Annotated in this window: 7 protein-coding genes and 1 pseudogene; 5 read left to right on the top strand and 3 right to left on the bottom strand. The window is 59.8% G+C overall.

All coding sequences use genetic code 11. The features are described from left to right. Positions 1-26: 26 nt before the first annotated feature. Positions 27-1001 (bottom strand): alpha-E domain-containing protein, encoded by a 975-nt coding sequence (locus V7756_RS12945; protein WP_335610603.1) that lies wholly within the window; start codon positions 999-1001, stop codon positions 27-29. Continuing rightward, positions 1002-2456 carry a circularly permuted type 2 ATP-grasp protein gene (locus tag V7756_RS12940; protein WP_335610602.1) on the bottom strand — a complete coding sequence of 485 codons (1455 nt, stop codon included), beginning with the start codon at positions 2454-2456 and terminating at the stop codon, positions 1002-1004. A gap of 257 nt (positions 2457-2713) precedes the next feature. On the opposite strand from V7756_RS12940, the gene V7756_RS12935 reads away from it, so the two are divergent. From V7756_RS12935 to V7756_RS12920, 4 genes are all read left to right on the top strand, one after another. Then, positions 2714-6046: a transglutaminase family protein gene (locus tag V7756_RS12935; protein WP_335610601.1), complete on the top strand. Its 3333-nt coding sequence runs from the start codon at positions 2714-2716 to the stop codon at positions 6044-6046. Positions 6047-6106: 60 nt separating this feature from the next. Then, the gene (locus V7756_RS12930) at positions 6107-8698 is read left to right on the top strand and encodes a circularly permuted type 2 ATP-grasp protein (RefSeq protein ID WP_335610600.1); all 2592 of its coding nucleotides are present in this window, start codon (positions 6107-6109) and stop codon (positions 8696-8698) included. 11 nt (positions 8699-8709) lie between these two features. Then, the gene (locus V7756_RS12925) at positions 8710-9612 is read left to right on the top strand and encodes a transglutaminase family protein (protein ID WP_335610599.1); all 903 of its coding nucleotides are present in this window, start codon (positions 8710-8712) and stop codon (positions 9610-9612) included. Between the two features lie 224 nt (positions 9613-9836). After that, positions 9837-11969, top strand: a complete 2133-nt coding sequence (locus V7756_RS12920; protein ID WP_335610598.1) for a TonB-dependent receptor family protein — start codon at positions 9837-9839, stop codon at positions 11967-11969. A gap of 297 nt (positions 11970-12266) precedes the next feature. On the opposite strand, the gene V7756_RS12915 is transcribed toward V7756_RS12920, so the two are convergent. Next, positions 12267-13931, bottom strand: coding sequence for an electron transfer flavoprotein-ubiquinone oxidoreductase (locus V7756_RS12915; RefSeq protein ID WP_335610597.1), 1665 nt, complete (start codon positions 13929-13931; stop codon positions 12267-12269). Positions 13932-14222: 291 nt separating this feature from the next. On the opposite strand from V7756_RS12915, the pseudogene V7756_RS12910 reads away from it, so the two are divergent. Further along, positions 14223-14373: pseudogene (locus V7756_RS12910) on the top strand (electron transfer flavoprotein subunit beta/FixA family protein); the annotation flags it as partial.

Raw genomic sequence — 14373 nt, 5'->3', positions numbered from 1 at the left:
CGGGCGCGCTGACGCGCGCCGCTGGCTTAAGATTGCGACTGAGACTGAGTTTGCGCGCTTTCTTCGAGCTCGGCAAAGTAGGTCTGACGAATAGCCTCGTGCAGGTCATCAAAGTCGACCTGAATATCGTCGACGAACGCGTGCAGGCGATCTGGTTCGGCGGCGAGCACGCCGATCTCGGCCTTGGCCAGATCCTGTCGGCAGGTTTCCACCTCGTTCAAGGCCGCTTCGTGGCGGGGCAGGGTGAGCAGGGCATTGGCCAGGCGTTCGAGCGCACAGGCCACGCTGCGTGGAAACAGCCGGTCCTGCAGCAGAAACTGCAGAACGTCAGGCCCGCGAATACGCAATCGCACGTGCTGGCGATACATCTGATAACCGCTGAGGGATTTGAGCACGCTCATCCATTGCAGGGTTTCGAAGGGCGTCAGATCCTCGGGGCTGCGCGGCAACAGGTTGGCGGAGCGCACATCCAGAATGCGGGTGGTCATATCAGCGCGCTCAAGCTGCCGACCCAGCATCAGGAAGGAACGGACCTGGGTGTAGCTCAGGGTGCTCTCGATCAGACCGTTGACCGTCTGACAGCTGCGAATCACCCGGCCAAGAAAGGCGTCGCGGCGCCGCGGGGTGATGCCGGAGCCCACCTGTTCCTTGACGTTGAGATACATTTGGTTGACCTCTTCCCAGATCTCGCGCGGAATCACGTCGCGGGTGGTGCGCAGGTTTTCGCGCGCCGCGCTCAGTGAGCTGAGAATCGAGCCGGGGTAGCGCCGGTCGCCACACATGAAGGTCAGCACACTGGCTTCATCGCGGGTGGGGTAGTACTCGTCGAACAATTCGTCGTTGCCGGTGATGGCAATGATCTCCGACCAGCCCAGCTCGGTGGTGCGCGGCAGGTCGAGCAACAGGTGACTGTTGACGCTAAGCAGACGCGCGGTGTCTTCGGCGCGTTCCAGGTAGCGGGCAAGCCAGTATACGTTTTCGGCTACACGTGAAAGCATCATTCAGTTCCCCGCCAGGTCAACGATCCAGGTGTCTTTGCTGCCACCGCCCTGGGATGAATTCACCAACAGGGAGCCCTTGGTGAGAGCTACGCGAGTGAGTCCGCCGGTGGTAACCCAGTTGTTTTCGCCGGACAGGATGAAAGGGCGCAGGTCGACGTGCCTGGGCTCCATCTCCTTGCCGCACAAGGTGGGCGAGGTAGACAGGCTGAGCGTGGGCTGCGCCATATAGTTGCGTGGGTCTGCCTTGATCAACTCGGCGAACTTGGCGCGCTCCTTGTTGCTGGCATGCGGGCCGATCAGCATGCCGTAGCCGCCGGACTCGTTGGCCGGCTTGACGACCAACTTGTCGAGGTTCGCCAGCACATACTTCATATCGTCTTCAAACATGCACAAGTAGCTCGGCACGTTTGGTAGCAGCGGTTCTTCTCCCAGGTAATACTCGATGATCTTGGGTACAAAGGCGTAGACCACCTTGTCGTCGGCTACGCCAGCCCCCGGCGCATTGGCCAGCGCCACGTTGCCCTTGCGCCAGGCGCGCATCAGCCCGCGCACGCCCAGCATGGAGTCGGGGTTGAACACCTCCGGGTCAATGAACATGTCGTCGACGCGGCGATAGATGACGTCTACTCGCTTGAGACCATCGATCAGCCGCATATAGACGCAGTCGTCATCGCCCACCACCAGATCCGGACCCTCCACCAGCTGCACGCCCATCTGCGCGGCCAGATAGGAATGCTCGTAGTACGCGGAGTTGTAGATCCCCGGCGTGAGAATCACGATATTGGGGTCGTCTCCGGGGCGTGGCGATAGCGAGGCGAGCATGTCGTAAAGCTGGGAGGTGTAGTCGTCTACCGGCTGGATGCGGCCGCTGGCGAACAGGTCCGGCAGCACGCGTTTGGTGACGTTGCGGTTCTCCAGCATGTAGGACACGCCCGAGGGTACCCGTAGATTGTCTTCCAGCACGTAGAGCGTGCCGTCGTTGTCGCGCACCAGATCCGAGCCGCAGATATGGGCCCAGACGTTGTGCGGCGTAGATATCCCCACGCACTGCGGACGGAAGTTGACCGATTGCGCGAGCACCTCGGCGGGTACTACCTTGTCCTTGATGATCTTCTGGTCGTGGTAAAGATCGTCGATAAACATGTTGAGCGCCTGTACGCGCTGCTTCAGACCGGCGTCGGTCTTCTGCCATTCGCTCAGGGGGATGATGCGCGGCACTATGTCGAAGGGCCAGGCGCGGTCGATCATGTTGCCTTCGGTGTAGACGGTAAAGGTGATGCCCATCAACTGAATGGCTACCTCGGCCGCCGTCTTGTGTTCGGCCAGCTCGCGCGCATCAAGATTGGCGAGGTATCGGCATAGCAGGTCGGCTTCCTGCCTCGGCTGCCCGGGCGCCTTGATGAGTTCGTCGTAGAAGCCCTTGGATAGGTAATTTTCCCAGTTTACTTTGCTCATTCAGCTACTCTGTCCGCTAGGGGAGGGATGGCAGATGCTTTGCAATTGCCATACCAGATAACACCAGGTGAATGGTTGGCGCACCCTGCATTGGGTAGCCAGATTGGAAACCAGGTTCTACAGCCGTATTGGTGAGTGTCACATTGTGGTGTTAAGAAATCACGTGCGTATTCGGTCCGTATCATCCAAGGTGTTGGCATAGCCATTGCTTTGTTCTGGCAACGCATCTGCCGACCATACAACCGGGATCATCAAGCATGACTATCCGTGTAGCACTCAGGCACTCCACGCATTACGACTTTGATCGCCCGGTCACTGTCGCACCCCACCAGATCCGGCTCAAGCCGGCACCGCACTGTCGCACGCCGATTGACGCCTACAGCCTCAAGGTTAGCGGAGGCGAGTACTTTATCAATTGGCAGCAGGATCCTTTTGGTAATCACATTGCCCGGCTGGTGTTTCCAGAGAAGATGGAAAGGCTGCATATCGATGTGGAATTGATAGCGCCTATGACGGTGATCAATCCCTTCGACTTCTTTGTGGAAGAGTACGCCGAAACCTTCCCTTTCGAGTACAGCGCAGACCTGAAAAAGGAGCTGAGCCCCTATCTTGAGGCAGAGAAGCCCGGCCCGCGGCTGCGCAAGTGGCTGGAGGATGTCAGTACCAAGGAAATGACGGTAAGCGATTTTCTGGTCGAGATTAACCAGCGCCTATCGCAGGATATTGCCTACCTGATTCGTATGGAGCCTGGGGTTCAGACGATTGAGGAAACCCTTGAACTGCTGCGCGGCTCGTGCCGAGACTCGGCCTGGTTGTTGGTGCAGATACTGCGCAATCTTGGCCTTGCCGCACGATTTGTGTCTGGCTATTTGATCCAGTTGACTGCTGATGTCAAGGCGTTGGACGGCCCCTCGGGCACCGACGTCGACTTTACCGACCTGCACGCCTGGACCGAGGTGTTTCTGCCGGGCGCGGGCTGGGTTGGCCTTGATCCGACCTCGGGTCTGTTCGCCGGCGAAGGCCATTTGCCGCTGGCGGCCACGCCCGAACCCAGTGCCGCTGCGCCCATTACCGGGGCGACCGGCAAGTGCGAAGTGACCTTTGATTTTCAAATGAGCGTCACCAGGGTGCATGAAGATCCGCGCGTGACCCTGCCCTACAGTGATGAGCAATGGCAGGAAATCAGCGCGCTGGGCGCCATGGTGGACAGCCATTTGGATGAGCAGGACGTACGTTTGACCATGGGCGGGGAGCCGACCTTTGTGTCCATCGACGACATGGATGCACCAGAATGGACCATAGCTGCGCAGGGGCCGACCAAAAGAGGGCTTTCCGAGGCGCTGTTAAGGCGCCTGCGTCCGCACTATGCACCGCGTTCACTCATTCACTATCAGCAGGGCAAGTGGTATCCGGGCGAACCCTTGCCGCGCTGGGCTCTGGCCTGTTACTGGCGCCGTGACGGCAAGCCCATGTGGCAGGACGATCAATGGCTGGCCGATATGGAAAAGGATTATGGCTACGGCGGTGCCGAGGCGCAGCTCTTTGCAGAAACCCTGGTCAGACGGCTTGGCCTTTCGGCCCAGTTCCTCATTCCCTGCTATGAAGATGCCTACTATTACCTGTGGATTGAACAGACGCTGCCGGCTGATATCGACCTGGTCAACGAAGATCTCAAGAACGATGAAACCCGTAGGCGTCTGGCACGGCTGCTGGAACAGGGCCTGGATGAAGTCACCGGGTTTGCGCTGCCGCTGGCGGCTGGCAAGGCGAAGAACCTATGGCAGACAGGTGAATGGCCGCTGCGCCGTGAGCATCTGTATCTAATCCCCGGCGACTCGCCCATGGGGCTGCGCCTGCCTTTGGCGGCACTGCCGGAGAAGAAGCGGGAAGAGCCGCAGGCCGCATCTCTGTTCGAGCAGGTCAAGGAACTGAGCGACATTCATGGGGAAGTGGCGCGCCTTTACAGTGCTCTGCAGAAACCGAGCAGCGGTGCCAGCGGGCAGGGCACCCATCAGGTGGCCGCCGGCCAGCAATGGCAGGAGCAGGTGCCCGTCGAGGAAGAGGGCATCATAGGCACCGCCCTATGCGTAGAACCACGCGACGGCAAGCTGTTTGTCTTCATGCCACCGCTGACGCTGTTGGAGAGTTATCTTTCTTTGCTGGCGACCCTTGAGCAGACCGCCGCGGAGCTGAAGATGCCTCTGTGCATAGAGGGCTATGCACCGCCAGCGGACACCCGTATCGAGAAATTCATGATCACGCCCGACCCCGGGGTGATCGAGGTCAACGTCATGCCGGCGGGCAACTGGCCTGATCTGGTAAAAAACACCGAAATCCTCTACGAAGAGGCGCGCCTCACCCGTTTGGGCACGGAGAAATTCATGCTTGATGGACGGCACACGGGTACCGGCGGTGGCAACCACGTGACTCTGGGCGGGCGCACGCCGGCGGACTCGCCCTTCCTGCGTCGCCCGGACCTGCTGGCCAGCATGCTGACCTTCTGGCAGCACCATCCGAGCCTCTCATACCTTTTCTCGGGCATGTTTCTGGGTCCGACCAGTCAGGCTCCGCGCATTGACGAGGCACGGCATGAAGCCCTGTATGAGCTGGAAATCGCTTTAGCGCAGATCCCCGAAGGGGATGTGCCGCAGCCCTGGCTGGTCGACCGGCTGGTACGCAATCTGCTGACCGACATCACCGGCAATACCCACCGTGCAGAGTTCTGCGTCGACAAGATGTATTCGCCTGACAGTGCCACCGGACGTTTAGGGCTGCTTGAGCTGCGCGGCTTTGAAATGCCGCCCCATGCGCGCATGAGCTTGATGCAGCAGCTGTTGATTCGCGCGCTGGTGGCACGCTTCTATGCCGAACCCTATCGACAACCCCTCGCGCGCTGGGGCACAGCGCTACACGACAAATGGATGATGCCCCATTACATCTGGAAAGACCTGTGCGATGTGCTCGCGGATTTGCGCGCGCATGGCTTTGCCTTCAAGGATGAGTGGTTTGCACCTTTTCTGGAGTTCCGCTTCCCGCACGCCGGTGAGGTGCAGTATGGCGATGTACGCATTGAACTACGCCAGGCTATTGAGCCCTGGCATGTATTGGGCGAGGAAGTGAGTGGGGGCGGTACCGCGCGCTACGTCGATTCCTCGGTCGAGCGCATGGAAGTAAAGGTGAGGGACTTCAACGCGGCGCGCTATACCTTGACCTGCAATGGTTACAAGGTGCCGTTGCAGCCCACTGGCGTGAGCGGAGAAGCGGTGGCAGCCGTGCGATTCAGGGCGTGGCAACCGCCCTCGGCGCTGCATCCGATGATCACCATTCAGGCGCCGCTGGTGTTTGATCTGGTGGACAACTGGAATCAGCGCTCGGTGGGCGGATGCACCTACCACGTGGTGCATCCCGGCGGCCGCGGCTATGAAACCTTCCCGGTGAACGCCAACGAAGCCGAAGCGCGGCGTATGACGCGTTTCTGGGATTATGGCCACACGCAGGGTTCAATGGCCGAGGTTCGCCAGGCGCCGGGGCAGGAATATCCGCACACTCTGGATTTGCGCCGTGCCGTAGTGGCCAGCCCTGGTTTATAATGGCTGACTACACCCCCTAGCGCCGGGCCGCTGTCATCGGCGGTCTTCAGGAAGCTTTGCATGCAACAGGCAGGTAACGCAGTCTCCCCGCTCAAAACCTTGCTGGGGGATTATCCGGGTCATTCCGGCCACGACGAGCTTCTCGACGCCGAGCTGCAGCCGCGCGCGCATTGGCAGGCGTTGCTGGAGGATATTGCCAGTCTCGGCCCTGATACTCTGGTCAGCCGCAGCGAAGAAGCCCAGAACCTGCTGCACGAGAACGGCGTCACCTTCAACCCCTATGAAGATGATCCGGGGCAATTGCGCTCCTGGCAGCTCGATTGCGTGCCCTGGGTGATCAATACCGAAGACTGGCACGAACTCGAAGCTGGATTGCGCCAGCGCAGTCGGCTGCTGGAACACCTGTTGGACGATCTTTACGGTGCACGCCGGGTGTTCCAGGATGGCTTGCTGCCGCCGGAACTGATCTTCACTCATCCCGGCTTTCTGTTTTCGGCAGCGGATGACCCGGCCCAGGTAGATCGACCACTGCTGATCTTTCATGGCACCGACGTGATTCGCGACGAGCGCGGCGCCTGGCAGGTGCTGAGCGACTGGACCCAATCGCCGGCCGGTGTTGGTTACGCACTGGAGAACCGCATTACCCTGGCGCGCGCCCTGCCCAGCATTTATCGCGATGCGCCCATCAAGCGTCTTGCCGGGTTCCTGCAGGCGCAGCACCGCTGTCTGGCAAGTCTGGCAAAAACCCAGCGCGAGCAGCCCAACATCGTTTTGCTATCGCCTGGTCCCGGCAGCCCCGGCTATTTCGAGCATGCCTGGCTGGCCAACTACATGAACTTCTCGCTGGTCGAAGGTGATGATCTGGTGGTGCGTGACGGTCAGGTGGCCATGCGCACCCTGGGCGGCTTGACGCAGGTCGACGTCATCCTGCGACAGATCAATGATCCCTGGTGCGATCCGCTGGAGCTGCGCCCGGACTCGCTACTGGGCGTGCCCGGTTTGCTGCAGGCAGCGCGCTGCGGCAATGTGCACATCGCCAACACCCTGGGCGCCGGAATTCTCGAGCATCCCGGGCTGTCGGCCTTCCTGCCGGAGCTGTGCCGCGCGCTGTTGGATGAAGAGCTGCTGCTGCCATGCCGCGAAACCCTGTGGTGCGGCTCTGCCGACAGTCTGGCGCAGGTTGACGATGAGCTGGATGAATGGGTGCTGCGCGACATCAGCCGCCCGGGCAAGCTCTATCGGGCGGACCAGATGGGCCTGGATGCGCTACGCGACCTGCGCGCAGAGCTACGCCACCATCCGTATCTGTTTACTGCCCAGCGTCAGATCGCAGTGGGCGTGACGCCGGGCTTCAATCCGCAGACGCGCAGCCTCGAACGGCAGCATACAACGCTGCGGTTCTTCAGCCTGATGGAGCCCGATGACCTGCTCAAGCCGGTGGCGGAGCGCAGTTATCGCGTCATGCCTGGCGGTCTGGCGTGGCAAGGGGAGGCCGGTGCGCCGCTCATGAAGAGCCGCCTGGTCAAGGATGTCTGGGTATTGGCGCCGGTCCCGCAGCCGCACATCAGCCTGTTACGTCAGGCGCTGGGGCCCATAGTGGTGACGCGCGACGGCAAGGACCTGCCGTGCCGGGTGGCAGAAAGCCTGTTCTGGCTGGGCCGATATGGTGAGCGTCTGGATAGCCGCGCCCGCCTGTTGCGTGAGTCGCTTGCGCGACTGTTGCAGGACGATCGTCAGGAGGGTGGGTCTACCCTGATGCCGGACCTGTTACGGGCGCTGGAGATTTCGCTCGAGCTGGATGAAACGAAAACAGCGGAGCCTGCGCCAGCGCCGGGCCGCGTATCGCGTGAGTACATAGTGACTCGGGACCGCCTGTTGCAGATGTTTTCGGATGACCTGCCCGAGGGCCTGCCTGTGCTCTTCGGTCACTTTGTGCGTAACAGCCGCGCGGTGCGTGATCATCTGGGTGACGATACCTGGCGTGCGATCAACAGCCTGCGGCAGCAGTTCAACAGTATGTCGCGTACTCGCGGCATAGTAGTGGGCCAGCGTCATCTCGAAGCCATGGTGCTTGATCTGGCTGCCTTTTTCGGTCTGTGCAACGAGACAATGCCGCATCATTATGGCTGGCGTTTTCTGGATATCGGCCGCTTTATCGAGCGTATGCTGGGCTCGCTGGAGTTGCTCAAACTGGCGCTGTTGACAGCCGAGGAGCCGGGCATCCCGATGTGGGAGGTGGTCCTGGCGACGACCGACAACCTGACGGTGTATCGCCGGCGCTACCGCTCGCAGCTGCATCCTTTGGCCATTCTGGATCTCCTGCTGTTTGATGAAACCAATCCGCGTTCGATCGGCTATATGCTCAAGCGCCTGGAGCGGCAGATTGCCAAGCTGCCTTCGCCTGGCAGCTCGCCTTACCGCAATACCGAGCAGCGCCTGGTAATCCAGGCGACCAGCACATTGCATCTGGTCGATATTGCTACCCTGACTGACCTGGAAGGCTCCGCAGACGCGCGAGACGCCTTGAGTAACCTGCTGGACCAGTTGATCGAACCCATGTCCGAGTTGTCGAACGCGCTCTCGCACAGTCATTTCAGCCACGTTGAAGCGCCGCGTCAGCTGGTAAGCATGCATTACAGTGGGCAACCCTGACCGAGGCAGTGATGAAATACCAGCTACGCCATACCACCCATTATGAATACAGCGGCGCGGTCACGCTGAGCCACAACGAAGCGCGCATACTGCCGCGCGATCTGCCGTGGCAGCATTGCATCGATACCCAACTGGTGATTTCCCCAACGCCGGATCGCCTGCGTGAACGCACCGATTTTTTTGGCAACAAGGTGGTCTACTTTTCCATCGAGTCACTGCACGACAGCCTAGATGTCACCGTCAGCAGTAACATAGTGACGCGCCCGCGGCTGGCCGCAGACTTTTTCAGCAGCATTGGCTGGGAGGCGGCAGCAGGGGAGTTGCAGCAGGATCCGCGTAAAACCAACCGGGACTGTCTTGAAGCGCGGCTTTATGTGCTGAGTTCACCCTTTATCTTTCAGCATCAACGCTTGGCGGAATATGCCCGTGATTGCTTCAGCCCTGGTCGCAACCTGGTCGATGCCGTGCTGCAACTCAATAGCAAGATATTCAATGAGTTTGTTTACGATCCCGAGTTCACCACGGTTGCTACACCGCTGGCAGACGTGCTCGACAACAAGCGCGGGGTTTGCCAGGACTTCGCGCATCTGATCATCGGGTGCCTGCGCTCACTTGGGCTGGCTGCGCGCTATATCAGCGGCTACATGGAAACCTCACCGCCGCCCGGCCAGATCAAACTATTGGGTGCGGATGCAACTCATGCCTGGGCAGCCGTTTTCATTCCAGGCTGGGGCTGGCTGGAAATCGATCCCACCAACGGCTGCATGCCCGACGAGCGCTACATTGTGCTGGGTTGGGGGCGCGACTTCGCCGATGTAACCCCACTCAAGGGGGTGATGACCGGCGGCGGCGACCATGTGCTCAGCGTCGCAGTGGATGTAATCCCCTTGCGTGAAGAAGCTTCGCTGCTCTAGCGGCGGACGCGCGAAAGATCTCCCTGTTCAATGAAATGCGTCGGCCGACCTGGGGCATGGCGCTGCGCCTTGGCTATATCTGAAAAATTTCTCCGGCTGATCGCGGAACAGGATGCGAGATCACGCGCTGGTTGTCGGGGCCGGGTAAACCAGTAAAATGCGCCGATTCCAAACTGCCGCAGGCCACTGCCCGCGTTTTGTCTACCCGCTGCTGGAGTTGCCGCATGCCCAATTTGTTGACCCCGCCAACCCGTCTGGCGCCGCTTTGTCTGGCGTGTTTGTTTGCCTCTCCTGCGCCGGCACAGGAGCACGGCGCGGCGCAGCTCGACGCCATTACTATCTCCGGCGTGAAGCTGGACGAGGTGGCTCTGGCGCGTGAGCAGCTGAATGAAGTGCCGGGCGGCACCAATCTGATTGACATGCAACGGGTAGAGCAGGGCAGGGTTGCCGGTGTCGCGGATGTGCTGGCCTATCAGCCGGGTGTGTATGCCCAGTCACCGGGTAACGAAGGGGTGAAGATCAGCATCCGCGGCTCGGGTATCAATCGGGGCCCCGGCGCCCATGCCTCGGGCAGTCACATCTTGCTCGACGGTCTACCGCTGACGGGTTCTGGGGGAACGCCCTATGAATTGCTGGAACCCTTGTGGCTCAGCCGTGCCGAGGTGCTGCGTGGCGCCAATGGCTTTGATCGCGGCGCCTTGGCGCTGGGTGGCGCGGTGGATTACATCACCCGCAGCGGTTTTGATGCGCCGCGTCTGCAACTGCGCATGGAGGCGGGCAGTGACGGCTACCTCAAGCGCCATGTCGCGTCGGGTCAGGTGATCGACAACCTGGACTACTATGTGGGCGTTACCGATCTGCACTACGACGGGCAGCAGGATCATGCTGCCGGTAGCGGCAAGGGCGTTGTCGCCAACCTGGGTCTGCAGCTGACCCCTGATCTGGAGACCCGCTTTTTCCTGCGTTATCGCGAAACCGAGCACCAGTCGCCGGGGCGCCTGACCCAATCGCAGATCGACGATGACCCGACGCAGGCCAACGCAGCCAATATCGCCCGTGATGCCAAGCGTGAGCAGCCCGGCAGTACCTGGTTGGCGAACAAGACCACGCTGCGACTGGACGACGTCAGTACGCTGGAAATGGGCTTGGTGTATCACCACTATCCGATGGATCTGATGGAGAGCCCGTATCGCATCCGGGTGGATTACAGCGATATCAGTGCAACGCTGAACTATAAGCGTGAGCACGAGCTGTTTGGCCTCAACGCCAATACCACGGTTGGTTGGCGAACCACGACCAATCTGCCGAGCAGCGACGCGAAAGAAACGGCGTATGAAGTGTGGACGCCTGACAGGCTCCAGCCCTCGGTCACCTATCCGGTCGGCACGCTGATGCGCAAATATGAACATCAGGGGTCGGACAACGTGCTCCATGTCAGCAACGAGCTGGAGCTGGCTCCAAGGCTGTGGCTTACCAGCGGGCTGGCGCTGATCTATACCCAACGCGAGGTGGAGGTCACTTGGCCGAATACCGATGAGCGGCTGGTTGAGAGTACTTGGGACTACGCGCCACGCCTCGGGCTGCGTTATCAATTGGAGTCCGGTGCTGCTGTGTACGGCAATCTTTCGCGCTCGGTTGAGCCGCCACATCCGTGGTCGATGATCTGGGGTTCGCCTATTCGGTTCGATGAGACTACCCAGCCTTGGAGTAGACGCCAGAGCACTCCAGTGAGCCTGGATAATCAGACCGCAACCACCTTTGAGGTGGGCGCTCGCGGTGACTCGCTAATCGGTCTCTGGGATCTGGCGTACTACTACGCGCAGGTGCGTCACGAACTGCTCACCATTGAGGTTGAGCCGAATATCTTTGCCGAGTCGAACGCCAGCCCGACTGTGCATCAAGGCATTGAGGCCGGGTTGACCAGCACGCTATGGCAAGGCGGTGAGCTGGGCGCGTTGGCGCTGCGTCAGGCCTATACCTTCAGCGACTTCCATTACCGCGACGATGACGCCTTCGGTGACAGCCGTCTGCCGGGTCTGCCACGGCATTACTATCAAGGCGAGCTGCGCTATCAGCATTCCGCCGGTGTGTACCTCGGCCTGAACGCGCAGCACGCATCCAAAGTGCCGGTGGATTACGCCAATTCCTGGAACGCCGACGCCTACACCATCTTTGGCGCCACCCTGGGCTACGACGCCCCCAGCTGGCAGGCTTGGCTTGAGCTGCGCAACCTGACCGATGAGCGCTACGCCGCCACCGTTACGCCCGGTTACAACGACAACGGCGTAGAGGCTGCGCGCCTGACGCCAGGTGAGGGCTTTGGCGTCTACACCGGTTTTTCCTGGAGCTGGTTGTAGGGTAGGGGTAGGCGGCGCGACCGCGCATACTGGTCGGCTGGTGGGGGGCTTAAAGCTGGAAGCTAGAAGCTAGAAGCTAGAAGCTACCCCCCCCCTTTTTTCAAGTCGCCGGCTTGCTCTTTTAGTTGGGAGGGGTTCGTCTTGAGTAAAGTGCCGCGACCAGCCTAACATCTTCGCAATTCACACCGAGGCAAGACTTCCAGCTTCTAGCTGCATTATCCCCTAACAAAAAACCCGGCACAGAGGCCGGGTTTTTCTTGTCGCTTGCAGCTTGCCGCTGTAACGCCCAGACGCGCGTTACATGTTCGGGTAGTTCGGGCCGCCAGTACCTTCAGGGGCCACCCAGTTGATATTCTGGGAGGGGTCCTTGATGTCGCAGGTCTTGCAATGCACGCAGTTCTGCGCGTTGATCTGGAAGCGCTTGTCGCCGTTGTCTTCGGTCACGACTTCATAAACGCCGGCCGGGCAGTAGCGCTGCGCAGGCTCATCGTATAACGGCAGGTTCTTCTCGATCGGAATGCTCGGATCTTTCAGTGTCAGGTGAACCGGCTGATCTTCTTCGTGGTTGGTGTTGGAGATGAACACCGAAGACAGCTTGTCGAAGCTGAGCACGCCATCAGGCTTGGGATAATTGATCTTGGTGGCTTCCGATGCCTTTTTCATGCAGGCGTAATCGGGCTTGTTGTCGTGCAGCGTGAAGGGGATCTTGCCGCCGAACCAGTTCTGATCGATATAGTTGAATGCACCACCCATCAGCGGGCCGAACTTGTGAATCGCGGCGCCGAAGTTGCGTGAAGCAAACAGCTCGTCGTACAACCAACTGGCCTTGAAGCCATCAACGTAACCGGTCAGTTCATCACCGCCTTCGCGGCCGGCCTTCAGCGCTTCGACAACGGCGTCAGCAGCCAGCATGCCGGACTTCATGGCGGTGTGGCTGCCCTTGATCTTGGCGAAGTTCAGGGTGCCCAGATCGCAACCGATCAGCGCGCCGCCAGGGAAGACCATTTTCGGCAACGAATTCAAACCGCCTTTGCAGATGGCGCGTGCGCCGTAGGAAACACGCTTGCCGCCTTCCAGGTACTGCTTGACTACCGGGTGATGCTTGTAGCGCTGGAATTCGTCGAACGGCGAGAGATGCGGGTTGGCATAGGACAGATCAATGATCAGACCCACGACTACCTGATGGTTCTCGATGTGATACAGGAAGGAACCACCGGTGTTTTCGGTGCCGGTGATGTCCAGCGGCCAGCCAGCGGTATGTACCACCAGACCCGGCTCGTGCTTGGCTGGGTCGATATCCCAGATTTCCTTGATACCGATACCGTAATGCTGGGCGTCGGCTTCGGAGTCGAGGTTGAAGCGCTTGATCAACTGCTTGCCGATGTGACCACGGCAGCCTTCGGCGAACAGTGTGTATTTCGCACGCAGCTCCATGCCCGGGGTGTAGAAGCCTTCCTTCGGGTTGCCTTCGCGGTCAACGCCCAGGTCGCCGGTCAGAATGCCGCGAACCACGCCGTTCTCGTCGATCAGCGCTTCCTGTGCGGCAAAGCCGGGATAAACTTCAACCTCAAGGGCTTCGGCTTGCTCGGCCAGCCAGCGGCAGAGGTTGCCGAGGGAGATGATGTAGTTACCTTCGTTGTGCATGGTCTTGGGCACAAAGAGGTCGGGGATGCGGCTGCCTTTTTCGGCACTGGTGAGCATATAAATGTCATCACGCGTGACCGGGGTGTTCAGCGGGGCGCCAAGCTCTTTCCAATCGGGGAAGAGTTCTTCCAGGGCGCGGGGTTCGAATACGGCGCCGGAGAGAATGTGCGCGCCGACTTCGGAGCCTTTTTCAACAACGCAAACGCTGACTTCCTGGCCGGATTCAGCTGCCTGCTTCTTGATTCGACATGCAGCTGCAAGGCCCGATGGGCCAGCACCTACGATGACAACGTCAAACTCCATGAATTCGCGTTCCACTATGTATCTCCTAACTCTAGGCCGGTCACAAGTATCGATTTTCGAATGATCTTCCATGATCGATTAGCCGCGAAGTATAACAGCCAGTTGTTTCGCCTCCAATGCAAAGATGGCGGTTTGTCTCGCCTTTGCGCCTATGGTCGGGTTGCAAGTATTGACCGTCTGTGCGCCGGCCGTCATGATAAAGGGCTTTTGAATGACGGGCCCGCCTTGGTCTTAATATGAATGAAAAGGAGTTTTCAGTCACGTTTTGGCGGGTTTTGTTTTGGTCCATCCGAAAATGAGGCACTCATGAAGGTACTTGTAGCGGTTAAGCGAGTCGTTGATTACAACGTCAAGGTTCGCGTCAAGGCGGACAATTCCGGCGTCGATCTCGCCAACGTCAAAATGTCGATGAACCCCTTCTGCGAAATCGCCGTGGAAGAAGCCGTGCGTCTGAAAG

It is taken from the genome of Halopseudomonas sp., from assembly GCF_036961105.1.
Classification (GTDB): domain Bacteria; phylum Pseudomonadota; class Gammaproteobacteria; order Pseudomonadales; family Pseudomonadaceae; genus Halopseudomonas.
The sequence above is the reverse complement of the archived record's forward strand: the minus strand, read 5'-3'. Positions and strand labels throughout refer to the sequence as shown.

Bases quoted from the DNA above. Each gene is read 5' to 3' on its own strand.
- V7756_RS12945 (WP_335610603.1), bottom strand. From the start codon at position 1,001: ATGATGCTTTCACGTGTAGCCGAAAACGTATACTGGCTTGCCCGCTAC.
- V7756_RS12940 (WP_335610602.1), bottom strand. From the start codon at position 2,456: ATGAGCAAAGTAAACTGGGAAAATTACCTATCCAAGGGCTTCTACGAC.
- V7756_RS12935 (WP_335610601.1), top strand. From the start codon at position 2,714: ATGACTATCCGTGTAGCACTCAGGCACTCCACGCATTACGACTTTGAT.
- V7756_RS12930 (WP_335610600.1), top strand. From the start codon at position 6,107: ATGCAACAGGCAGGTAACGCAGTCTCCCCGCTCAAAACCTTGCTGGGG.
- V7756_RS12925 (WP_335610599.1), top strand. From the start codon at position 8,710: ATGAAATACCAGCTACGCCATACCACCCATTATGAATACAGCGGCGCG.
- V7756_RS12920 (WP_335610598.1), top strand. From the start codon at position 9,837: ATGCCCAATTTGTTGACCCCGCCAACCCGTCTGGCGCCGCTTTGTCTG.